29 protein-coding genes, 2 tRNA genes and 1 pseudogene are annotated in these 18,782 nt (G+C 60.4%); 16 read left to right on the top strand and 16 right to left on the bottom strand.

Features of this window, described 5'->3' with window-relative positions:
* Positions 1-7 precede the first annotated feature (7 nt).
* Both rpmA and rplU read right to left on the bottom strand, forming a co-directional pair.
* The gene (gene rpmA / locus FVE67_RS06715; RefSeq protein ID WP_168719853.1) at positions 8-277 is read right to left on the bottom strand and encodes a 50S ribosomal protein L27; all 270 of its coding nucleotides are present in this window, start codon (positions 275-277) and stop codon (positions 8-10) included.
* Between the two features lie 11 nt (positions 278-288).
* Positions 289-603: a 50S ribosomal protein L21 gene (rplU, locus tag FVE67_RS06710; protein ID WP_168720353.1), complete on the bottom strand. Its 315-nt coding sequence runs from the start codon at positions 601-603 to the stop codon at positions 289-291.
* Positions 604-718: 115 nt separating this feature from the next.
* Between rplU and FVE67_RS06705 the strand changes: the two genes are divergently transcribed.
* A tRNA-Gln gene (locus FVE67_RS06705) sits at positions 719-793 on the top strand.
* 2 nt (positions 794-795) lie between these two features.
* On the opposite strand, the gene FVE67_RS06700 is transcribed toward FVE67_RS06705, so the two are convergent.
* From FVE67_RS06700 to FVE67_RS06685, 4 genes are read right to left on the bottom strand one after another with little or no spacing between them, the layout of a single operon-like run.
* A complete protein-coding gene (locus FVE67_RS06700) occupies positions 796-1,371 on the bottom strand; it encodes a class I SAM-dependent methyltransferase (protein WP_168719852.1) in 576 nt (191 codons plus the stop codon).
* On the bottom strand, positions 1,371-2,333 hold the full coding sequence (locus FVE67_RS06695) for an FAD-dependent thymidylate synthase (RefSeq protein ID WP_168719851.1): 963 nt from the start codon (positions 2,331-2,333) through the stop codon (positions 1,371-1,373). Before FVE67_RS06695 ends, FVE67_RS06700 begins: the two co-directional genes overlap by 1 nt.
* On the bottom strand, positions 2,330-2,773 hold the full coding sequence (locus FVE67_RS06690) for a dUTP diphosphatase (protein WP_168719850.1): 444 nt from the start codon (positions 2,771-2,773) through the stop codon (positions 2,330-2,332). Before FVE67_RS06690 ends, FVE67_RS06695 begins: the two co-directional genes overlap by 4 nt.
* 40 nt (positions 2,774-2,813) lie before the next feature.
* Positions 2,814-2,963 carry a hypothetical protein gene (locus tag FVE67_RS06685; protein ID WP_168719849.1) on the bottom strand — a complete coding sequence of 50 codons (150 nt, stop codon included), beginning with the start codon at positions 2,961-2,963 and terminating at the stop codon, positions 2,814-2,816.
* 38 nt (positions 2,964-3,001) lie between these two features.
* Here FVE67_RS06685 and FVE67_RS06680 point away from each other — a divergent pair, with 38 nt between their 5' ends.
* The 9 genes from FVE67_RS06680 to FVE67_RS06645 all read left to right on the top strand — a co-directional run bounded on the left by FVE67_RS06680 (position 3,002) and on the right by FVE67_RS06645 (position 9,741).
* The gene (locus FVE67_RS06680) at positions 3,002-4,432 is read left to right on the top strand and encodes a DUF4139 domain-containing protein (protein WP_168719848.1); all 1,431 of its coding nucleotides are present in this window, start codon (positions 3,002-3,004) and stop codon (positions 4,430-4,432) included.
* A 42-nt stretch (positions 4,433-4,474) separates the two neighbouring features.
* Complete coding sequence (zapB, locus tag FVE67_RS06675) at positions 4,475-4,708, top strand: cell division protein ZapB (RefSeq protein ID WP_168719847.1); 234 nt, start codon at positions 4,475-4,477, stop codon at positions 4,706-4,708.
* A 4-nt stretch (positions 4,709-4,712) separates the two neighbouring features.
* Complete coding sequence (zapA, locus tag FVE67_RS06670; protein ID WP_168719846.1) at positions 4,713-5,009, top strand: cell division protein ZapA; 297 nt, start codon at positions 4,713-4,715, stop codon at positions 5,007-5,009.
* Positions 4,991-5,122 (top strand): hypothetical protein, encoded by a 132-nt coding sequence (locus FVE67_RS09475; RefSeq protein WP_281347171.1) that lies wholly within the window; start codon positions 4,991-4,993, stop codon positions 5,120-5,122. Before zapA ends, FVE67_RS09475 begins: the two co-directional genes overlap by 19 nt.
* Before the next feature lie 110 nt (positions 5,123-5,232).
* Complete coding sequence (gene rny / locus FVE67_RS06665) at positions 5,233-6,831, top strand: ribonuclease Y (RefSeq protein WP_168719845.1); 1,599 nt, start codon at positions 5,233-5,235, stop codon at positions 6,829-6,831.
* Between the two features lie 9 nt (positions 6,832-6,840).
* Positions 6,841-7,620, top strand: a complete 780-nt coding sequence (locus tag FVE67_RS06660) for a TIGR00282 family metallophosphoesterase (protein ID WP_168719844.1) — start codon at positions 6,841-6,843, stop codon at positions 7,618-7,620.
* Positions 7,620-8,237 carry a futalosine hydrolase gene (gene mqnB / locus FVE67_RS06655; RefSeq protein WP_168719843.1) on the top strand — a complete coding sequence of 206 codons (618 nt, stop codon included), beginning with the start codon at positions 7,620-7,622 and terminating at the stop codon, positions 8,235-8,237. Before FVE67_RS06660 ends, mqnB begins: the two co-directional genes overlap by 1 nt.
* 47 nt (positions 8,238-8,284) lie before the next feature.
* Positions 8,285-9,040, top strand: a complete 756-nt coding sequence (locus FVE67_RS06650) for a 1,4-dihydroxy-6-naphtoate synthase (RefSeq protein WP_425505385.1) — start codon at positions 8,285-8,287, stop codon at positions 9,038-9,040.
* Positions 9,037-9,741 carry a MotA/TolQ/ExbB proton channel family protein gene (locus FVE67_RS06645; RefSeq protein ID WP_168719842.1) on the top strand — a complete coding sequence of 235 codons (705 nt, stop codon included), beginning with the start codon at positions 9,037-9,039 and terminating at the stop codon, positions 9,739-9,741. Before FVE67_RS06650 ends, FVE67_RS06645 begins: the two co-directional genes overlap by 4 nt.
* Here FVE67_RS06645 and FVE67_RS06640 read toward each other — a convergent pair.
* From FVE67_RS06640 to FVE67_RS06620, 5 genes are all read right to left on the bottom strand, one after another.
* Positions 9,712-10,233 carry a ferritin gene (locus FVE67_RS06640; RefSeq protein WP_168719841.1) on the bottom strand — a complete coding sequence of 174 codons (522 nt, stop codon included), beginning with the start codon at positions 10,231-10,233 and terminating at the stop codon, positions 9,712-9,714. The two genes, FVE67_RS06645 and FVE67_RS06640, sit on opposite strands and share 30 nt — an antisense overlap.
* 12 nt (positions 10,234-10,245) lie before the next feature.
* Entirely contained in the window at positions 10,246-10,779 is a 534-nt protein-coding gene (locus FVE67_RS06635) for a GAK system XXXCH domain-containing protein (protein WP_168719840.1), read from the bottom strand.
* A gap of 9 nt (positions 10,780-10,788) precedes the next feature.
* Positions 10,789-11,094, bottom strand: coding sequence for a hypothetical protein (locus tag FVE67_RS06630; RefSeq protein WP_168719839.1), 306 nt, complete (start codon positions 11,092-11,094; stop codon positions 10,789-10,791).
* Entirely contained in the window at positions 11,094-11,294 is a 201-nt protein-coding gene (locus tag FVE67_RS06625) for a rubredoxin (protein WP_168719838.1), read from the bottom strand. Before FVE67_RS06625 ends, FVE67_RS06630 begins: the two co-directional genes overlap by 1 nt.
* A 125-nt stretch (positions 11,295-11,419) precedes the next feature.
* Positions 11,420-12,604, bottom strand: a complete 1,185-nt coding sequence (locus FVE67_RS06620; RefSeq protein ID WP_168719837.1) for an acetylornithine transaminase — start codon at positions 12,602-12,604, stop codon at positions 11,420-11,422.
* Positions 12,605-12,685: 81 nt separating this feature from the next.
* On the opposite strand from FVE67_RS06620, the gene FVE67_RS06615 reads away from it, so the two are divergent.
* The 6 genes and pseudogenes from FVE67_RS06615 (at position 12,686) to FVE67_RS06585 (ending at position 14,684) form a co-directional block, all read left to right on the top strand.
* Positions 12,686-12,964, top strand: a complete 279-nt coding sequence (locus FVE67_RS06615; RefSeq protein WP_168719836.1) for an ArsR/SmtB family transcription factor — start codon at positions 12,686-12,688, stop codon at positions 12,962-12,964.
* Positions 12,964-13,137 (top strand): hypothetical protein, encoded by a 174-nt coding sequence (locus FVE67_RS06610; protein WP_168719835.1) that lies wholly within the window; start codon positions 12,964-12,966, stop codon positions 13,135-13,137. Before FVE67_RS06615 ends, FVE67_RS06610 begins: the two co-directional genes overlap by 1 nt.
* A gap of 24 nt (positions 13,138-13,161) precedes the next feature.
* Positions 13,162-13,407, top strand: a complete 246-nt coding sequence (locus FVE67_RS06605; protein WP_168719834.1) for a hypothetical protein — start codon at positions 13,162-13,164, stop codon at positions 13,405-13,407.
* Positions 13,408-13,528: 121 nt separating this feature from the next.
* Positions 13,529-14,091, top strand: a pseudogene (locus FVE67_RS09620) (DUF5714 domain-containing protein).
* Entirely contained in the window at positions 14,063-14,356 is a 294-nt protein-coding gene (locus FVE67_RS06590; RefSeq protein ID WP_210534573.1) for a DsrE family protein, read from the top strand. Before FVE67_RS09620 ends, FVE67_RS06590 begins: the two are co-directional and overlap by 29 nt.
* Positions 14,357-14,387: 31 nt before the next feature.
* Positions 14,388-14,684: a DsrE family protein gene (locus FVE67_RS06585; RefSeq protein WP_168719831.1), complete on the top strand. Its 297-nt coding sequence runs from the start codon at positions 14,388-14,390 to the stop codon at positions 14,682-14,684.
* Between the two features lie 112 nt (positions 14,685-14,796).
* Here the strand turns inward: FVE67_RS06585 and FVE67_RS06580 are convergent.
* The 5 genes from FVE67_RS06580 to fabF all read right to left on the bottom strand — a co-directional run bounded on the left by FVE67_RS06580 (position 14,797) and on the right by fabF (position 18,760).
* Positions 14,797-14,871 (bottom strand) — tRNA-Gln (locus FVE67_RS06580).
* Between the two features lie 20 nt (positions 14,872-14,891).
* Positions 14,892-15,827, bottom strand: a complete 936-nt coding sequence (locus FVE67_RS09400; RefSeq protein ID WP_246167861.1) for a deoxycytidylate deaminase — start codon at positions 15,825-15,827, stop codon at positions 14,892-14,894.
* Positions 15,824-17,074, bottom strand: a complete 1,251-nt coding sequence (locus FVE67_RS06570; protein ID WP_168719830.1) for a serine hydroxymethyltransferase — start codon at positions 17,072-17,074, stop codon at positions 15,824-15,826. The genes FVE67_RS09400 and FVE67_RS06570 overlap by 4 nt, the downstream gene beginning before the upstream one ends.
* Positions 17,058-17,519, bottom strand: coding sequence for a ribose 5-phosphate isomerase B (gene rpiB, locus FVE67_RS06565; RefSeq protein ID WP_168719829.1), 462 nt, complete (start codon positions 17,517-17,519; stop codon positions 17,058-17,060). Before rpiB ends, FVE67_RS06570 begins: the two co-directional genes overlap by 17 nt.
* Positions 17,516-18,760: a beta-ketoacyl-ACP synthase II gene (gene fabF / locus FVE67_RS06560; protein ID WP_168719828.1), complete on the bottom strand. Its 1,245-nt coding sequence runs from the start codon at positions 18,758-18,760 to the stop codon at positions 17,516-17,518. The genes rpiB and fabF overlap by 4 nt, the downstream gene beginning before the upstream one ends.
* Positions 18,761-18,782 lie beyond the last annotated feature (22 nt).

The raw sequence follows: 18,782 nt of genomic DNA, 5'->3' as shown, positions 1-18,782 counted from the left end.
AAACACTTTAGGCCGCCTGGGCGCTTTCCAGGGGGTAAACACTCACCACCCTGCGGCCACCGCGGGTCTCGTACTTGACTACCCCGTCGATCTTGGCAAAGAGGGTGAAATCCCGCCCCATACCTACATTGAAACCCGGACGGATTTTGGTGCCCCGCTGACGCACCAGGATATTGCCGGCCTTGACCACCTGTCCGTCGTAACGCTTTACCCCGAGACGCTTGCTCTGACTATCCCGACCGTTACGCGAGGCTCCACCGGACTTTTTATGGGCCATGGCCCACCTCCTTACTGGACCTGAATTTCATCAATACGCAGCACGGTATAGTACTGCCGATGCCCCTTTTTGCGCCGATAGTTCTTGCGGCGCTTCTTTTTGAAGACCACAATCTTGCGGCTGCGTCCCTGTTCCACAATGGTGGCCTTCACCCGGGCGCCCTCCACCACCGGGGCCCCTACTTTCAGCTCTTCCTCGTCAGCCACCAGGAGGACCTCTCCGATCTCCACCGTCTCTCCCGGCTCTCCAGGGAGTTTTTCTACCCGCAGGGTGTCTCCGGGAGCGACCTTGTACTGCTTGCCGCCGGTCTTGATCACCGCAAACACTTTAGCCACCTCCTCTTGCGGAGTCATCGCATTTTTACGGGTCTTGCCTCACCTGTCAAGCCAAGAGGGGGCCTCTTTACATTCTTGGACTCACCGTTAAAGTTTAATAGAGGGTTCCGGGGTCGTCTAACTGGCAGGACATGGGACTTTGGCTCCCAGAATCCTGGTTCGAATCCAGGCCCCGGAACCAATTTAGGCTTTTTGGGCCCGCACGAAGAAGAACCACTCCCGAAAGGGACCGGAGTCCCGGATCTTAAGGCCGGAGTCCTTGAGGATCTCCAGCACCTCTTCCTCGGTAAGTCTTTCGGAAAGGGGTGGCCCCATGGGTGTTTCCTTCCTCTGCCATTCCAGGACCAAAACCCGCCCTCCGGGACGGAGGAGGCGTGAGGCCTCAGCCGCTAAGCGCTTCGGAGATTCAACCTCATGAAGGACAAAGGCCAGAAGGAGGGCCTCGGCCACCCCATCCGGGAGGGGCACCCGATAGGTCTCGGAACGAACGGTCTTCACGTTAGAAACGCCGCGGGAGGGGAGTTTTTCCTCTAAGGCCCGCAGCATCTCCTCTTCCACATCCACCGCAAACACTTGTCCCTGGGGCCCTACTCTTTCGGCCGCCGGCAAGGCAAAATAACCCGGACCGCAGCCTAGATCCACCAGAGTCTCCCCCAAGGAAAGCTCCAGCAGATCAAGGACGGCTTCCGGGGGAAGGTGTTTTCGCCTTTCTTCGGACTCCAACTTGTGTTTTTCTCGGGGATCAAAACGGTGAGCCATCAGGAGATGACCTCTCCCAAGGCCTGGGCCAGATGCCGGATTTCCCACTGGGCCCGGGGATGGGCCCGTTTTTCAATAAAGTCTCGCCAGACAAAGTAAGGCCCGGTGGCCAGCACCGTGGTGGCCGCCCCTTGAGGGGTCACAAAGCGGGCATCTTCCTTCTTTATCCCCAAGGAGACCAGCCGGCGATAGGCCGCAAGACCCCTTTCGATCTCTTTCCGATAAAGCTCACCAGCCCCGGGGGTCACCTCAAAGGAAGGGGGCTCGACAAACTGATCCACCGCGGTGTAACGATGGGAACGTTGGTTGAAATTGAGCCAGGTATGCCGCACGAATTGGTGAGAAAAAAGCCGGGAAAACCCCTCCACCACCACCGCAAACCAACCAAAAGGCTCTTCGTCCGGCACCCGGATTACACTTACCCGGGGACGGGCCAGGAGATTCTCTCCCGGAGCTTCCGCCCGGGGAAGGAGTCCTTCGAGAGGTCCCTCGTAGGTCTTCTGAAGTTCCGGGCCCTCAAAAAGGACGGCAGGAAATGAAAGAAACTCCCGATCCGCCACTCCGGGCTCAAGCAATTCCTGAAACTCTTCCGGGGTGAGGACCTCGGCGAAATGGCGAAGATTAAGCTGGACACACGCGGTCTCCGGATCGTACCAGGCCTTGTAGAGGGCCGAAAGAAGGTCGGCCGAAGGAGAGGAAAGCTCCACCGTAAGGGGAGAATGGGCAAAAACACTTCCGTGTCCGGCCTTCTGGAGATAAATCAGGAAGGACCGCAGGCGTTCGGGATCCCGAAAGCGTTCTTCGGCAAAAAGCGAAAGGGGAGGACTTTCGGCATAACAAATGCGGGCTCCGAGGAAACTCAAAAAGAGGGTGCGCCGAAAGGCCTCCCCTCCCCGCTCCCTAACTAGACCTAGAAGAAATTCCCGGGCCCTTTCCCGGAAAAAAGGGCGCAGATCCTTCATCGATAACCTCCAGTGCTCCCGAAACCCCCTCGGGAATTTTCTGCCGGAGGACCCGAGACCTCTTCGAGCTCTACCTCCGGGGCCACCCCCAGGAGGACCATCTGGGCCAAGCGCTCGCCGGCAGCCACCTTCACCACCTCCCCCCGGAGGTTGAGGACCAAGATCTTCAATTCGTCCTCCTCTCCACAGTAATCAAAGTCGATGACCCCGGCCGAATGAGGAAAGATGAGCCCTTTTTTCCGGAAGAGACTGGAGCGGGGAAAGATGAAAAGGGCGTAAGGTCTTTCGGTCTGAATGACCAGCCCGGTGCGCACAAAGGTGGGCTCTGCCGGAGGGATCTCCTGGTCCTCCAGGGCGAAAAGATCAAAGCCCACGGCTCCTTCCGAGGCCCTCTCCGGAAGCCTTGCCCGAGGGTCCTTGCGCCAGACCCGGATCTTCATGCCTTCCTTTATACCCCGAAAGGGGGAAAAGGAAAAATCCTCAGGCCCTGGCGCCGGTGGCCCACGCCCGACTCACCCGCACCAGACGGTTGCGCTTCTTGCAGAGAAAATCCAGGCACTCCCCGGGGGCGAGTCCCGGAAGTCTTTCCCTGAGCCACCGCAGGGCCTCCTCCCGCCGAATCCGGCTCATGCTTGCTTATCTTAAAGAGTTTTTTTATAAAAGAAAACATGAAAAGAGGGCTCCTTTTATTCTTTAGCTGGCTCTTATCTCTGGGGGTGGCCTCGGCCCTGGAAAGAGTCCCCCAGGGGCTTTTCCTTTCTCCCCAGGGGGCCCACCTCCGAGAAACCCTGCGACTCTTTCCGGAAGAGTGGAAGGGGGTCACCCTCTGGTTCCCGGCCCGCTTTAAGGAAGAAGATTTTCGGGTGCTCCGCAAGCCGGAGGACTGTCGGATAGTCTGGGAGCCCCTTGGAGCCGGGCCTCCGGCCGGCCCGGTGGCCGAAAAACTGGCCGCCCTAGAGAAGGAAATCGGAGAGGTCAGGGGAGAACTTGCGGCCCTTTCCCTGGCCAAAAAACATCTCGAGGGCCTCAGACGGCTTCCCGGAGAAAGGGCCGGAGAATTCCTGGAAGACCTTTCCGTCCGTTATCGCGAAATCCTCAAAAAAGAACGGTCTCTCAAGGAACACCTATCCAAACTTCACCTCCAGGAGACCAGGTTACGCCGGGCCTTGAGCCCCAAAGAATTTTCCTATTTCCGTCTACAGGCCTCCTGCGAGCGTCCCCGCCCCCTAGAACTCTTGGTGGAATACCCCGTAGAGGGGGTAAGGTTCGCACGGGAAAGGGAATTGCGGGTCCTTCCGGGCCAGGGACAACTGATCGTGCGTGATTTCCTGCGTCTCAAAGAGACCTTGGGGATCCCCCTTGAAGGGTTAGAGGTGGTCTGGGAGACCTTCCCTCAAGGGATAGAGATCTTTGAACCCCCGCCTTTTACCCCCTGGTGGGTGGATGGCCCCCAGTTCCGGACCCTGGTCCAGGCGGGAAGAAAGGCCGAGGCCCTTCCTTCCGGGCCGGAGCCGGTCCCTTTCGGAAAGATCTACCGTCTTTCCGGGCTCTCTCTACGGCCCGGGATCCCGGAGATCTTTCCCCTGGAAGAACGGAAGCTTTCCGGAGAGTTCCGGGTAGAGGTTCCGGCCTACTTTCGGCCCCGGGCTTATCTAGCGGTCTCCTTCAAACCGGGGACTTATCTTCCCGCCGCCCGCACCCGGATCTTTCTGGGAGAGACTCTCCTTTCCCAAAGGCCCTTTCCAGACCTCAAGCCCGGAAAAGACTATACCTTCTATCTGGGGACGGATCCCTGGGTGAAGGTGGAAGAAGAGGTCCTCAAGGATTATGAAGAAACGGTAGGGGTGGTTCGCAAAACCAGACGCCGAACGCGTGTCTGGCAAATCATCCTGGATTATCATCACCAGCAGGGTCTTCCGGTAACCCTCTACGAGAGGGTCCCGGTGAGCCACCGAAAGGAGATCCGGGTGGAGGTCAAGGCCGAGCCGCCCTGGGAGGAACTTTCTCCCGAAGGGCGGGCCCGCTGGCGTTTTCACCTGCAAAATGGAGAAAGGAAGACCATCCGCCTGGAAGCCGTGGTGGAATCTCCGGCCTCTTGACCGGACCCCCAAACCCTCATAAGCTTGGAGGAGGAGGCGGAGATGGAAATTCAAGATCTTTCGGTTCTGGAAGAAAAGATTGAGAAGCTTTTGCAGGTGGTTAATCGTCTGCGCGCGGAACGGGAAGAATTGCAGTTGCGTTTACAGGAAAAAGAAGCCGAGGTTTCTCGGCTTAGAGAAGAGCTTAACCGCAGGGAGGAAGAACGGAGGGCCGTTAAGGAAAGGATCGAACATTTGATCAGCCGGCTCTCCCAATTCTCCGAGGAAGGAGCTTAGAGTTTTGCCGGAAAGGCTTATAGAATTTGAGTTTGCCGGCAACCGTTTTACCTTCCGGGCGGATCTCCCGGAAGAAGAAATAGAACAAATTTTGGACTACTTGGAGGAGAAGAAGTTAGGCCTCCGGGGGAAGAGAAATCTTTCCCCGTTGAAGATGGCGGTGGTACTCCTGCTGGAGGCGGCGGCCGATTACATAAGACTCAGGCGGGAGTACCGGCTCCTTTCGGAGAAGATTGGGAGAGAGGCCATACGTTTGAGTAAGGCCATTGATGAGGAATTGAAATGCCTGGGGTGTGCGTGATCGGCCTTTACGCCCGCCGAGGCAACACCCGAGCCCGCAAAGGGGGCCTCTCCACCCTGGTGCATGCTCCGGCCGCGACAGCCGGAGAAGCCGAAGGGGTGGACGCCCCCTAAAGTAGGACTGCGGTCCTCGAAGCGGGCCGGCTGACACGGCACCCTGGGCCCCTCTTTACCCAACCCTCCCTTCCTCTCCTGCGGAAAGAATAGACGCAGGAGGTCTGATCATGGAAGTGGTGGTCGTGGCCCTGGTGGCCCTCCTCGTGGGAGCGGGGGCGGGTTTTGTGTTAGGCTCGCGGCGCAAGGAGTCTGTGGAAAGGGAGGAAAGGCGACGGGCCGAAGAAGAAGCCCGTCTGATCCTGGAGCGGGCCAGGAGGGAGGCCGAAAGTATTACCCAGGAGGCCCGCATCCGGGCCAAAGAGGAACTCCTTCAAGCCAAGGAGAAACTGGAGGAAGAATATCGCCGCAAACAAGAAAAACTGGAAGAAGAATACCGCCACCGGCGGGAGGAGCTCCAGGAAAAGGAAAAGGCCCTGGCCCGTCGGGAGGGCGAGCTTGCCCGGCGAGAAGGAGAGCTGGAGAAGAAAGAGGGAGAGCTTGAGGCCCGCAGCCGGGAGATCGCCGGCCTGCGGGAGGAACTGGCCCGCCAGCAGGAAGAACTCCGCGGGCTCATCGCGGAAGAAAAACGCAAACTGGAGGAGCTCGCCCACCTGAGCGAGGCTGAGGCCCGGGAACTCCTCCTTTCCCGGGTAGAGGAGGAGGCCCGGGAGGAAGCGGCCCGGGTCCTCATGCGGGTGGAGGCCGAAACCAAGGAGGAGGCCCGTCGGAAGGCTCAGGAGATCCTGGCCCTGGCTATCTCCCGCTGCGCGGCCGAATTCGTCACCGAAAAGACGGTCTCTGTGGTACCGCTTCCCAGTGAAGAGATGAAAGGACGCATCATTGGGCGGGAAGGCCGGAACATCCGGGCCTTTGAGGCCGCCACCGGAGTGGATGTCCTCATCGACGATACCCCGGAGGTGGTGGTCCTTTCCTGCTTCAACCCCATCCGTCGGGAGATCGCCCGCCTGGCCATGGAACGCCTGGTGGCCGACGGGCGCATCCATCCGGCCCGCATCGAAGAGGTGGTCAAAAAAGTGGAAGAAGAAATGGAAACCACCATCAAGGAGACCGGAGAAAAGGCCGCCTTCGATGTGGGAGTCTATGGACTGCATCCAGAGCTGATCAAACTCCTCGGAAAACTGCGTTATCGGACCAGCTACGGCCAGAATGTCCTCCAGCATTCTCTGGAAGTGGCCTTTATCTGCGGGGTCATGGCCGGAGAGCTGGGCCTGGATGTAAAGAAGGCCAAGCGAGCGGGGCTTCTTCACGATATCGGTAAGGCCGTAGACTTCGAACAGGAAGGTCCTCACGCCCTCATCGGAGCGGATCTGGCCCGCAAGTATGGAGAGGACGAGGAGATCGTAAACGCCATCGCCGCCCATCACGAGGATGTGCCGGCGGGGTCGGTGCTCGCCATCCTGGTGCAGGCCGCTGACGCCGTCTCCGGGGCCCGTCCCGGGGCGCGTCGGGAATTGCTGGAGACCTACATCAAACGCCTCCAGGACCTGGAAAATATCGCCACCTCCTTTAACGGAGTCCAAAAGGCCTACGCCATCCAGGCCGGCCGTGAAGTACGGGTAATCGTGGACAGCGGAAAGATCCGGGACGAAGAGGCCATACTTCTGGCCCGGGACATCGCTAAGAAAATCGAAGAAGAGATGAAGTTCCCCGGGGTGATCAAGGTCACGGTAATTCGGGAAACCCGGGCCGTGGAATATGCCAAATAGGTGGGCGCCATGCGGGTACTTTTTCTGGGAGACATCGTGGGAAGCCCTGGCCGCAAGGCCCTGAGGCTCTTTCTTCCCGGGCTTTTGGAGGAGTTCCGGCCCCATTTCGTCATCGGAAATGCGGAAAATGCCGCCGGGGGATACGGCCTTACGGAAAAGATCGCCGAGGAACTCTTTGCTTTGGGACTGGACCTTCTCACCTCGGGGAATCATATTTGGAAGCGGGAGTTTCTTCCCTATCTGGCTCGGAGCGAGCGGGTTTTGCGGCCAGCCAACTATCCAGAGGGGGCCCCGGGAAGGGGCGCGACCGTCCTGGAGAAGGATGGCCGGAAGCTTGCGGTGATCAATCTTGAGGGTCGGGTCTTCATGCGGGCCCTGCAGTGTCCCTTCCGTACGGCGGCGGCCCTGGCCGAGGAACTGCGCCTTGAGACCCCCTGTATCCTGGTGGACTTCCATGCCGAGGCCACCTCGGAAAAGATTGCCCTCTCCTGGTATCTGGACGGTCGGGTCTCGGCCCTTATCGGTACCCACACCCATGTGCAGACCGCCGACGCCCGCATCCTCCCCCAGGGGACAGCCTATCTTTCCGACGCCGGGATGTGTGGCCTCAGGGACGGGGTCATCGGCATGGACCGGAAGCAGGCCCTGGAGATGTACCTCACCCAGGTGCCCCGCAGACTGGAGGTCCCCAAAAAGGGGACGGTCAAGGCGGAGGGGGTCTTTTTGGAGTTGGAGGAGGAAAGCGGCCGGGCCTTGCGGATAGAGACCTTTCGGCGGGAGGAGAGTTGATGCTCCTTCTGGTCCCCACGGAGACGGAGGCCTCTCCTTTGAGGGAGGCCGGGATCCCTTTGGAAATCGTGGGTTTTGGCCCGGTAGAATCCGCCCTCCGGGCCGCCGAAATCCTTTCCCGCCAGAGGCCGGAGCTTGCGGTGCTCGCCGGGCTGGCCGGGGCCTATCCGGAGAGAGGGCTGGCCCCAGGGGATCTGGTGGTAGCCACCGAGGAAGTCTTCGGGGATCTGGCCCTGTGTTTCCCCGAAGGGCTGCGGCCCCTTTCCCGAAAGCTCCCGCAGCGAGAAAGGCTCTCTCTGCGCGGTCCCTGGCTGGAGAAGGCCATCACCATCCTGGAAAAGGAAGGCCAGGAGGTGGAGGCCGGTCCTCTGGTTACGGTCTGCTGTGCCAGCCGGGATGTAGCCCGGGCCCGGCTCCTGGCCCTGCGGCACCGGGCGCTGGCCGAAAACATGGAGGGCTTCGGAGTGGCCCTGGCCGCAGAAAGGGCCGGGGTGCCCCTCTTGGAACTGCGAGCCATAAGCAATCTTTTGGAAAAACCGGAAGATCCCTGGGAAATAGAAAAGGCCCTTTACGCCCTGAAGGAGGCCCTGCTTTGTCTTTGGAGGAACTTACGGTAGCCCTTTCTCCCTGCCCCAACGACACCTTTACCTTCGGCCCTCTGGTCTTGGGCTGGGTAAAAATCCCGGTAAGACTCCGGTGGGTCTTTGAAGATATCGAGACCCTGAACCGCCTGGCCCTGAGGGGAGAGATCCCCCTGATCAAAATCTCCTACGCCCTTTTTCCAGAGGTCTGGGAGCGTTATCAAGCCCTCCCGGTGGGAGCCGCTCTGGGACGGGGCTGCGGCCCCCTTCTGGTGGCCTCCGAGCCCCTTTCCCCGGAAGACCTTTCCCGAGTGGAGGTCTGGCTTCCCGGAGAGCACACCACGGCCCATCTTCTCTTCCGTCTGGCCTTTCCGGAGGCTCGACACCGACGTTTTGTCCTCTATCACGAAATCCTTCCGGCCCTGATTTCCGGAAAGGCCCGGGCTGGGGTCCTCATCCACGAGGAACGTTTTGTCTACGAGAAGCGGGGGCTCTATCTAGTGCGGGATCTCGGGGCCTGGTGGGAGGAGGAGACTGGGCTTCCCCTTCCCTTAGGGGGACCGGTGGTGCGACGGGATCTCCCAGAAGGCCTCAAATCTGCCCTGACCCGGGCCGTGCGGGAGTCCCTGAGGCTGGCCCGGGAACGCTTCCCGGAGCTTCTTCCCTTCATTCGGTCTTACGCCCAGGATCTTTCCCGCGAGGTAATTTCCACCCACATCTCCACTTACGTGAACGAATACACCGAGGATCTGGGGGAGGAAGGACAAAGGGCCCTCCAGGAGCTGGTCCACCGGGCCGGGGCCAAAGGGGCCCGGGATCTCGTATGGGGGGAAAGATGAGCCTCTGGCACCTCATCCTTTCCGTAGGCCCTATGGGAAAATTCACCCTGGGCCTCCTCTTTCTCCTTTCGGTCTTCACCTGGGCGGTCATCCTGGCCAAATGGCAGGCGGTCCGCCGGGCCCGGAGAGGTCTCGCGGCCCTGGAGGAGGCCTTCGGCGAAGAGAAAGGGGCCGCTTCCCTGGCTGCCCTTCTGGAGAAGATCCCGGAGGGGCTCCTGCGCCAGATCCTCAAGGACTATCTGCGGGCCTATTCCCGCCTTAAAAAAGAATACGCCCGGCCCGAGGCCCTGGAGCTGCGCACCCTCTGGTTTTCCGGTCTGCGGACCCTTCTTCTCTCCGAATGGGAAAGGATCCGAGAGGAACGCACCCGAGATTTTCCAAGCTATCTCGGGTTCCTGGCCACGGTAGGAAATACCGCCCCTTTTATCGGCCTTTTCGGTACGGTCTGGGGCATCATGGCCGCCTTTCACCGCATCGGACTCAAAGGCAACGCCACCCTGGCCACCGTGGCCCCGGGCATTGCCGAGGCCCTCATCGCCACGGCCATGGGCCTTTTTGCAGCCATCCCGGCGGTGGTGGCCTACAATTACTTCACCCGCGCGGGAGAGGCCTTCCTGGAAGACCTCTCCCGCCTGGAAAGACGTCTCCTGGTCCTCTGTGAGCGAGAGCTCTTAAGCCAGGCCTTGGGCCAGGAGGTTTAGGTCTAGCGGCCGGGAGGAAAGCTCCCGGTCTAGATGAAAGAGCCCCTGGGGGGAGTCCTGGATCAGCTTCATCTGGTTCACCAGGCGTCCGAAGGAGTCCTCCTCTTCCACCTGTTCGGAGACAAACCACTGGAGGAAGATCTCCGTGGCGTGGTCCCCCTCCTCCTTGGCGAAACTCATGAGGTTGTTGATGCGCCGGGTGACCTCCCTTTCGTGATTCAGGGCGTACTCGATGCAGGCCAGAGGGGATTCCCACTCCGTGGGGGGCTGGGGGATCTCCTGGAGCCGCACCCGTCCCCCGCGTTCGTTCACGAACTTGTAAAACTTCATGGCGTGCAGGACCTCTTCGGCGGTCTGGGCCTTCATCCAGTGGGCAAATCCCTCAAGCCCCAGGTCCTCAAAATAGGCGGCCATGGAAAGATAAAGATAGGCCGAATAAAGCTCCCACTTGATCTGTTCGTTGAGGGCCTCTTCCATCTTGGGGGAAAGCATGTCTCTCACCTCCTATTTTTTGTAGAGTTTATGGCATGTTTTTTTGGAAAGGGCAATCTTCTGGAAGATCTCCCGGGCGGTGTCCAGATTCCCCTCCTGGACTGCCGAAAGGAGGTCTTCGGCCAGCCGGGTGGCCTCCTCCCAGGCGCTTTTGAATTCCGTGGCGTAGGGATCGTAGAGGCGGTGGACCTCAAGGAAGCGCTCGGCTAAGGCCGGATCCGGAAGGCCTCCCCCGGAAAGCTCCCGACCGAGGGCCTTAAACAGGGCCTCCATCTCCTTTTTGAGGGCCCTGGAGGAGGGCTCGCGGGGAGTTTCCCTTTGGCCCTCGGAAGGTTCGGCCCCCGCGACCTCGAATTCCAGCTTGAGCTCGATTTCCAGTTCCCCTTCTTCCTGTTTTACCTTGAGGGAAAAGAGCCCTTCCTGGCCGGGGACCTCGAAGATCCCCTCCGGGAGGGCCAGCCGCCCGGAGGCCACCTCCTCGGCCACGGAGCGCAACCTTTCCGCCATGGCGGAAAGAGACAGACGCTCCTTCCGTTTGACCTTCATGGGGCCCTCCTAGTCCATAGGGATCATGGGCTGGCCGCAACAGATGGGAGCCTGACCCGCCGGATGTTCCTCCATACGGTTGCAGGTCATGCACACGTAGCGGATGGTCTTTTCGGAACTTACCGCAGGCTTGACCCCCTCGATGAAAAACTGGGCCGCCTCCGTAGCCCCGGGGGTAAAGATCCCCATGGGCTGAATCCTCCGGTTCTCTCCTTCACAGACGGTAAGGATCTTCCAGAGGCGGTCAAGCTCCTGGACCTCGCGCTCGTTTTCCGGAATGAAATAGACCACCTGGCCTTCGATCTCGATCCGCATTATTTCTCACCTCCTTTCTCTACTTCTCCCATGGGCCGGAAGGCCTTTTTGCTGGCCCCACAGACCGGACAACGCCAGTCCTCGGGCAACTCCTCAAAGGGGGTCCCGGGAGGGATCTTGCCCTTGCGGTCCCCCTTGGCCGGCACATACATGTAGCCACAGTTGCTGGTGGAACAGATCCAGGCCCCTTCGTAGTTCATGATCTCCTCCTTACTGTAATTTTGACTCTTTCACTTTAGCAATTAAGTTGGATATTGTCAAGCCACAAAATCTACATTTGCTTTGAGGGGAGCGCCCCCTTGAGGGCGGGTTCCCTTCCGGAAAGCTAGGCCTTCAGGATCTCCTCCAGGGCGGAAAGCAGGGCGTCGATCTCCCGGTAAGAGATGGTAAGCGGCGGGGTGAGGCGCAGGGCCTCGGGCTTGGGGGCCGTAGTCAGGATACGGCGCTCAAAAAGGGCCTGCATGAGTTCAGGGGCTGGAATGCGGGTCTCCAGGGCTAGAAGGAGTCCCAGCCCGCGCACCCCCTTGAGTTTTTCCGGAAATTTTTCGCAGAGTCCCAGGAGCCCCTTGCGCAGGGCCTCGCCCTTGAGGCGCACCTCGGCCAGAAAATCCGGATCCCGCACCCGCTCCAAGACCGCAAGGGCCGCCGCACAGCACACCGGATTTCCCCCGAAAGTGGAGGCATGCGAGCCCGGGGAGAGGACCTCCATCACCTCGGCCTTGGCGAGCATGGCCCCCAAAGGAAGCCCCCCGGCCAGCCCCTTGGCCAGGCACATCACCTCCGGCTCCACGCCATAGTGCTGGTAGGCAAAAAGTTGGCCGGTACGGCCCACCCCGGTCTGGATCTCGTCCAGAATGAGAAGGGCCCCTGCCTGGTCACAGAGACGGCGAGCGGTCTCTAAAAATTCCCGCTCAAGAGGGATCACCCCGCCCTCCCCCAGGATGGGCTCCAGGATCACCGCACAGGTACGCTCGTCCACCGCCTCCCGAAGGGCCTCGAGGTCGTTGGGCGGCACGTGTACGAAATCCGGCACCAGGGGCTCGAAGCCCTCCCAGTAGGCCGGCTGGCCGGTGGCGGAAAGGGCCCCGTAGGTGCGCCCGTGAAAGGAATTCTCCAGGGCCACGATCTTGGTCTTTCCCGGGCCATGGCGGAGCCAGGCGTAACGGCGGGCCAGTTTGAGGGCCGCCTCCACGGCCTCGGCCCCGGAATTACAGAAAAAGACCCGGTCGGCAAAGGAATTTTCCACCAGAACCTGGGCCAGGCGGGCCTGGGGCTCGGTCCAGTAAAGGTTAGACACATGAAGGAGGCGCGCAGCCTGTTCCTTTATGGCCGAGACTACCTCCGGGGGAGAATGCCCCAGGGCGCAAACGGCAATCCCCGCACAGAAGTCGAGGTACTCCCGACCCTCCTCATCGAAAAGACGGGCCCCCTTTCCCTCTACGAAGGCTACGGGAAAGCGCCGATAATTCTGAGCCAGATAAAGCTCCCCCAGATCCTTAAGGTAAGCCATAGATCTCCCCTCCTCCAAGGTAGATACCCTATACCACCGGAGGCGGCTAAACAAAAGGCCATCCTATGGTATAAAAGGCCCATGGGAGAGCTCAAGACCCTGGCCCATTTTTTTAAGGCCCTGGGGGAGGAAAATCGCCTGCGAATCCTTGAGGCCCTGAAGGAGGGGGAGCTTTCGGTGGGAGAGTTGGTGAGCCGGCTGGAACTCTCCCAGCCCCTGGTCTCCCATCACCTGAGGGAACTCAAACTCGCTGGCCTGGTCACCAGCCGCAAAGAAGGGCCTTACGTCTTCTACCGTTTGAAAAGTTCCCGGGTCTTTGAGCTCTTCCGCCTGGCCCAATCCCTGAGGGAGGATACCTGATGACCAAGTTTCAGGAATGGCTCCAGCAGGCCGAAGTGGAAGAAATGCGTTCTGCCCTGCGGACCCTCCTCAGCCAGCTCTACGAGATCCTGGACGAAAAGGCCCAGGAGGAACTTTTTCTAGAGATCTTTCGGGGAGAGGAGGGGCGGGTCCCCTCCATGGTCTACTACTGACTGGCCAAGTGCTTTGACGCGGGCGTGGACCCGCGTTCGGTCTGCCGAGCCATGGTCTCCACGGTGAGCGAGACCGAAACTCTCCCCGAGGAGGTCCCCGAGGGGCTCAAGCTCCTTTTTGAGGAGTGGCTTGACGAACTCCTGGCCGAAGCCCAAAAAGTCCTCCAAAAGGAACCCCACCTTTCGGACCGCGAACTGGCCCGTCGTCTGAGAGTCCCTCTGGAGGGCGCGACCTACCTGCGCCATCGTCTACTCCTCCGCCAATCCTGAACCCTCCTTTCGCTCGAAAAGAGGGAGACTTGACTTTATATAAATAGATGTTATTATGTTAATAAATGGATGGGAGGGTTCGATGATTCGCCAATGACGCCAAACCGCAAAACCCCCAGCCCTGGGGGTTGTACATTGCGCCTTTTGCGGTCTTCCCCTCCGTTATCTTGATCAGGGACAGGAGGTCTTCGGTTGTGAGCACGCCTATCTCGCGGCCGCGGCCCTTCTGGGAGCCCTTTCCGCCGCAGGTTATACCCTTTCCGAAAGGGATCTGGAGGTCTTCGCCCGCACCCAGGTTCAAGCCCGAAGCGGATTCTGCGGCCTCACCGGGGTCTGCGGGATAGTCCCCGCCTTGGGGGCGGTCCTGGCCCATCTCCTGGGCTCCAGGTGCGGCACGGATTCTCCCCAGCGAGAGGTCATGCAATTGCCGGAAACCTCTCTAGGGCCTTGGCGGAGATCACCGGCCCCGGTTGCTGCAAGGCCTATCTCTGGAAGGCCCTGGACCTGGCGGTGGACTTCTTGCGCCGGAGTTTCCCTCAATACCCCTTAAGGGTCGGACCGGTGACCTGTCTCTGGTTTGAAAGACATCCCCACGGCTGCCGCAAGAGCAAATGCCCCTACTGGCCCGGTACAAATCCTCTAAAGGAGGTCTCCCATGAAACTCGGAATCATCATCACCACTAAAGAGGCTGAAAAGGCCTGGAATGCGGTCAGACTGGCCAATTTCGCCCTCAAAGCCGGAGATGAGGTAAAGGTCTTCCTCATGGGGGAAGGAGTGGAGGCCCCGGAAATCGCCGAAGGCCCCTTCAACGTGCGCAAACAACTAGAGGACTTCCTTTCTGCCGGGGGAGAGATCCTGGCCTGCGGGACCTGTCTCAAATTACGGGAAAAGCCCTTTCCACCCTCAAGGACCTCTATGAATTGGTCCAAGAAAGTGATCGGGTCGTGAGTTTTTAAATTCCCCAGAGGAGGTGAAAAAGATGAGAAAGGCCAGACTCGGGACCCTTATCTTTGTATTTTTGGTGATAGGGCTTGTGGGAGGAGCTTTATCCTCTTCGGCCGCTCAAAGAGGGCTTTTAATAGTCATTACCACCAATGATCAAGAAACGGCCTGGCAGGCCTTCCGCCTGGCCAACTTCGCCCTCTCTCAAGGAGACCAAGTAAAGGTCTATCTCACCGGAAAGGGGGTGGAGATCCTCAAGGCCGGGAACGAACCCGTGGACCTGGCCCAAAAAATTGAGAACTTCCTCCGGGCCGGGGGCAGACTTTACGGCTGAAAGAAGGCCCTAGGAATGCACGGAGTGCATTCTCCCAAGGTCACACCTGCCGGCCGCAAAGCCTTCTACCAGATGATCTGGGAGAGCAAGCGGGTCCTGGTCTACTAAAAATTGGCTGGGGGGCTAGGATTCGAACCTAGACCGGTGGGTCCAGAGCCCACTGTCCTGCCGATTAGACGACCCCCCAGCCTTCGTCCCAAATATATCCTAGTCGCCGGAGAGGTCAAGGGCCCCCAGGTGGAGGGAAAGAAAGGGACAGGCCAGGGCCTCCATCTCCCGGGCCAGGGAAACCGCCAGGGCCAGAACCTTCCGCAGTCCGGAAAGATCCAGGTGTTCAAAAAGGAGTTCCAGGCGTCCTTCCGGAGAGAGGGCCAGGGTCCCGGAGCGGCCGGCCACGGTCACCGGAAGGCTCTCTCCCGGATGCGGAAAAAGGATCTCCCCAGAAAAATCCTCCTCAAACTCTCCCGGCCCCTCCACTTCAAAGGTCACGGACTCCAACCGGGGAGACACCCGGGCTTGATAGCGCAACTGGTTGAGGAGGGCCTCGGGATGGGCCACCCGGAAGCGGCCCCCGTTTTCAAACCGCACCAGAAACTCCGTGGGGGCAAGACGACGTTTAGAGGTGGGATAAGGCAGGATCTCCGAAAGGGCTTTGAGGGTGTCTTCCGAGACCGTGATCTGGCGAAACTCCTCCAGCCCGGCTTCGGCGATGGCCTCGCGCCAGAAACGATCGCGCTCAAAATCCCGGCTCTCGTAGTCGTATTCGTAATAGACCCTGCGGATGCCTGCCGAAGCGATGAGTTTGAGACACACATAGCAGGGGGCCAGCGTACAGTAAAGCTCCGCCCCCTCCACGGAGATGCCAAAACGGGCCGCCTGGGCAATGGCGTTGGCCTCGGCATGCGTGGCCCGGCAGAAGTTGTATTTGTCAATGTCCGGGATCCCCTTGTCCCTCCGGAAACAGTAGCCCGGCCCCCGATCGGTACAGTGCCAGGCCCCGGGCATGGGTCCGTTATAGCCGGTAGCCAGGATCCGTCGGTCTTTAACAATTACCGCCCCCGAAGGCCGGGAATTACAACCCGAACGCAGGGCCACCATCTTAGCCAGCAGCATGAAGTATTCCGACCAGGGAGGACGCCTCATGAAAAAAGGTCCGGATAGACCGGGAATTCCGCACAAAGTCGGGAGACCTTCTCCCGAATCTCCCGCCGAAGGGCCTCCTTTTGAGGATTCTTGAGGATGGCCGCCATCCATTCCCCGATCATCTCCATGTGTTCCTCTTTAAGCCCCCGAGTAGTCACCGCCGGAGTGCCAATGCGGATCCCGCTGGTAACCCGGGCCGGACGGGGATCAAAGGGAATGGCGTTTTTGTTGACCGTGATTCCGGCCTGAGAGAGGAGTTCTTCGGCCTCGGCCCCGGTAAGCCCCTGGGGGGTAAGATCCACCAGAATGAGGTGATTGTCCGTGCCCCCGGAGACCAGACGAAAACCCTCGGCGGCCAGCACCTCCGCCAGACGCCGGGCGTTGGCCACCACCTGCTGCTGATAGCTCTTAAATCCCGCAGATAAGGCCTCCTTAAAGCATACCGCCTTGGCGGCAATGATGTTCATGTGGGGTCCGCCTTGGATCCCGGGAAAGACCGTCTTGTCCAAAAGTCGGGCATAGCTCTCCCGGGCCAGGATGAAGCCCCCTCGCGGGCCCCGCAGGGTCTTGTGGGTGGTGGAGGTTACAAAGTCCGCATAGGGGACGGGAGAAGGATGGACTCCGGCAGCCACCAGCCCCGCAATGTGGGCCATATCCACCAGGAGATAGGCCCCCACTTCCTCGGCGATGCGGGCGAAGGCCTCAAAATCGATCACCCGGGGATAGGCGCTGGCCCCGGCCACGATCATCTTGGGCCGGTGCTCCAGGGCCAGACGCCGCACCTCTTCGTAATCGATGGTCTCCGTCTCCCGGGAGACTCCATAATGCACGATGCGATAGAGCTGGCCCGAGAAATTCACCGGGGAGCCGTGGGAGAGATGCCCTCCGTGGGCCAGATTCATGGAAAGGATGGTGTCCCCGGGTTTGAGCACCGCGAAATAGACGGCCATGTTGGCCTGGGTCCCGGAATGGGGCTGGACGTTGGCGTATTCCGCTCCAAAAAGCATCCGGAGCCGCTCCCGGGCCAGGTCCTCGGCCCGATCCACAAACTCGCAGCCGCCATAGTAGCGGGCCCCCGGATACCCCTCGGCATATTTGGCCATGAGAGGGGAGCCCTCGGCCTCCATCACCGCCCGGGAGGGCAGATTCTCGGAGGCGATCATCTCCAGCTGCCCCGAAAGCCTTTCCGTCTCTGCCCGGATGATCTCCCAGACCTCGGGATCGGTCTCTTTAATCTTGGCGAACATTTTGCAGACTCCGCGCATATTCTTCGATCAACTGCAGGCGCCGGCTGTGACGCCCGTCCTCAAAGGGGGTCTCTAAAAAGATCCGCACGATCTCCAGCGCCAAGGCCGGCCCGATGACCCGACCGCCCATGGTGAGCACATTGGCGTCGTTGTGGAGCCGACACATGCGCGCCGTGTAACAGTCGTGACAGAGGGCCGCCCGAATGCCGGGAAACCGGTTGGCCATGATGGTCATCCCCAGGCCGGTCCCGCAGATAAAGATCCCCCTTTCGGCCTGCCCGGAAAGGAGCTTTTCCAGCCCCTTGGCCCCAAAGACCGGGTAATCCACGGACTCGCAACTGTGGCAGCCCACATCCAGGACCTCGTGCCCCATCTCCTGCAGATATTCTTTGATCCTTTCTTTGAGTTCAAAGCCCGCGTGATCCGAGGCCAGGACGATCCTCATGAGCCCTCCCCGTATTTCTTAAAGACCAGGACGGCGTTGGTCCCTCCGAAGCCGAAGGCGTTGGACATCGCCGCCCGCACGGGCATCTTCCGGGCCTGGTTAGGGACATAGTCCAGGTCACAGTCCGGATCCGGCTCCTCGTAATTGATGGTAGGAGGTACCAGGTCTTCGGCCACGGCCTTTACCGTGAGGACCGCCTCCAGCCCCCCGGCCCCCCCAAGGAGGTGCCCAGTCATAGACTTGGTGGAGGAGACCGCCAGCCGATAGGCGTGTTCCCCGAAGACCCGCTTAATGGCCCGGGTCTCGGCCGCATCGTTGAGGGGGGTACTGGTGCCGTGGGCGTTGATATAGTCTACGTCTTCGGGCCGCAGGCCGGCGTCGGCGAGCGCCATTTCCATGCAGCGGGCCGCGCCCTCTCCTTCGGGATGCGGAGCGGTCATGTGGTAGGCGTCAGCGGTAAGACCGTAGCCCGCAAGTTCGGCATAGATGCGCGCCCCCCGGGCCCGAGCATGTTCCAGCTCCTCCAGCACCAGGATGCCGCAACCCTCGGCCATGACGAAGCCGTCCCTCCGGGCATCGAAGGGGCGACTGGCCCGCTCGGGGGCTTCATTGCGGGTGGAAAGGGCCTTCATCACCGCAAAACCACTCACCGAAAGAGGGGTGATAAGACTCTCCGTGCCTCCGCAGATCATAAGATCTGCCAGGCCCTCCCGGATGAGACGGAAGGCCTCTCCGATGGCGTGATTTCCGGCGGCGCAGGCCGTACAAACCGCGGTATTGGGACCGGTGGCCCCGAAGAGGATGGCCACCTGGCCCGCGGCCATGTTCGGGATGACCATGGGGATAAAAAAGGGGGTCACCCGGCGCCAGCCCCGCTCGCGCAACACCAGGGTGTACTGCTCTACAATCCCCATCCCCCCCATACCCACCCCGACAATCACCCCCGCCCGGGGGCCGAGATTCTCCAAAGGCAACCCCGCGTCCTCCAGGGCCATGCGCGAAGCAGCGATGGCATACTGGATGAAGACATCCACCCGGGAGACCAGCTTCTTGGGCATGAAATCCTCGGCCCGAAAACCTTTGACCTCCCCGGCAATGCGCACCGGAAGGTCCCGGGCGTCGAACTTGGTAATGGGGCCGATCCCGGACTCCCCGGCCACCGCTCGCTTCCAGGTCTCCTCCACCCCGATCCCCAGCGGAGAGATGGCCCCCAGCCCGGTGACCACTACCCGTCTTCTCATAGGTCTTCTCCAGTCGTCTGAG

Origin of the sequence: Thermosulfurimonas marina (assembly GCF_012317585.1) — a bacterium.
GTDB lineage: Bacteria > Desulfobacterota > Thermodesulfobacteria > Thermodesulfobacteriales > Thermodesulfobacteriaceae > Thermosulfurimonas_A > Thermosulfurimonas_A marina.
This window is presented reverse-complemented; position numbering and strand designations above follow the sequence as displayed.